Origin of the sequence: Acinetobacter stercoris (assembly GCF_900323515.1) — a bacterium.
Lineage (GTDB): Bacteria > Pseudomonadota > Gammaproteobacteria > Pseudomonadales > Moraxellaceae > Acinetobacter > Acinetobacter stercoris.
Map to the genome: position 1 here is coordinate 1 of NZ_OOGT01000345.1, position 2,058 is coordinate 2,058.

2 protein-coding genes are annotated in these 2,058 nt (G+C 34.5%); both read right to left on the reverse strand.

What is annotated here, in order from left to right:
- Positions 1 to 97 precede the first annotated feature (97 nt).
- On the reverse strand, positions 98 to 868 hold the full coding sequence (locus KPC_RS19345) for a sulfite exporter TauE/SafE family protein (RefSeq protein ID WP_121975935.1): 771 nt from the start codon (positions 866 to 868) through the stop codon (positions 98 to 100).
- A gap of 310 nt (positions 869 to 1,178) precedes the next feature.
- Complete coding sequence (locus KPC_RS19350; RefSeq protein WP_121975936.1) at positions 1,179 to 1,901, reverse strand: SIMPL domain-containing protein; 723 nt, start codon at positions 1,899 to 1,901, stop codon at positions 1,179 to 1,181.
- Between the last annotated feature and the right edge of the window lie 157 nt (positions 1,902 to 2,058).

Genomic DNA, 2,058 nt, shown 5'->3' on the forward strand with positions numbered 1-2,058 from the left:
CCCATTTAAAATAATAATTTTTGTTCTCATAGAATATTTATATGCACATGAACTTCTTAAAGTATAGAGTGAATATCATGTTTCTGTATCCGTTTTTTTAGTTAAAAAATAGTTCATATCCCATTCTACCAATCAAAAAAATCAGTAAGATTAAAAAGAATATCCGGATAAATTTACTGCCTAATTTAAATGCCAGACGTGTTCCAACAAATGCACCAATTGCTCCACTAATAGCAAGGTAGATACCTGTAAACCATAAAATATGCCCTGTTGGAATAAAGAAGCATAACCCTGCTAAAAATGTCGCAATGTTAACTAATTTAGCTGAAGCAACAGCATGGATAAAATCAAAAGCGAATACTTTAATGAAAAGAAATAGCAGGAAGCTGCCTGAACCCGGACCGAAAACACCATCATAGAAACCAATCAAGGCGCCAAATACGATACCAAGTATGATTTCTTTTTTACCGAATTGTATCGTGGTATGAATTTGCCCTAAATCCTTTTTGCTGAAGGTGTAGATCGCCATCAAAATTAGTAAAAAAAACACAGCATATTGCATATAGGCTTTGGGAATTAGTGAAACTGACAATGCACCTAAAAAAGCAAAGATAAAAGCTGATAGCATAGTTGGTAAAAGCAGGTTCCATGGAATTGTCACTTTTTGGATATATCCCAATGCTGAAGAGCTAGCTCCAGCTAAAGCGGTAATCTTATTCGTACCAAAAATAGTTGCGATACTTTGATTGGGGAAGGCATACATCAATGCCGGGACCAGGATCAATCCGCCACCACCAACAGTTGCATCGACAAAACCTGCGCAAAATCCGAAAAAGGCGAGAGCCAGACTGAAATGTTCTATATCCATGAATCATCATCTTAAATTTTTATTTTCAACTCATAAGATACATGAGTCATGATCGATATTCATTGATTAATGAGCATCTCAATAAAATGAGTGCTTAATTTGTTAAATAATCAACACAGAACTTTGGATGATGAAGTGAAAAAAGTCTAAATACAATATTTACTTACTATTAAGTTGATTAATGTTTAGTTTTACCTGGTTAGAAATTTTTATTTTGAATATATTCGATTTTAAGGTGTAAAGAAGTTGTACTCAAAAAATAGCCATGATGAAACCCATGGCTATTATCAAATTATGATCCAGGAAAATTTTATCTGAATTGAATTGAGCCATTAGCATTGACAATTATTTGAGATTCACCTGCTGCAATATCTTGAGCAGGAGCTGCTTCGGCTGCTACTGCATATTTTGCCATATTTACGCGTGAACCCATCATAGGACGTATGCTTGAGCGATTCGCATCAATATTTAAACTGACCAGGTTATATGACGATTTATTCCATGCTTGGCTGACAATCTGGGCGCGTTGCTGGAAGTTTTTAGACGCTTCTACCATCAGTTCATTTTCAACTTTTTTGCGCTGTTCATCAGAGACCGTAAAGTTGATTGATTGTGTCTGGAAGTTTTGTTGCAGTTCGCTAATCAACTGACTCGCAGTTTTGAAATCTTTACTTTCCAGATTGATTTCTGCACGTCCGCGCCATTCTTTTAACTTCTGGGTATTGTTGTCATAAACAGGGTAAGTTGTTTGTGAACCTGTTTCAAATTTCACTTGAGGATATTTTTTAGCAATGTTTTGAGCCTGATTCATCAATTGGTTGATCTGACTCGATAACTCAGCAGGGCGTTTGTCTGTTTTTTCAATAAATAAAATGGCGTGCATTTCATCATTTGAAACTTTACGACTAGCTTCAGCCTGGATGTTAACGACATTGTAATTTAAGTCATTATTTTGACCGTTATTATTGGCAGCAAAAACAGAATTTGCCATGAGTGAAGAAAGGATTAATCCTGAGAGTAATAAAGTGCGCATGATAAAACCTATTTTAGTAAAATTTGAATGAGTTCAAATAAAGCAAAATTTGCTTATGATATTTGACGATTTCATCAATTTATGTGAACCATTTGATTAGTTTTTGAAGAGTGAATAAATCAAAAATAATTAAAAAGCCCTTAACAAGATGTTAATC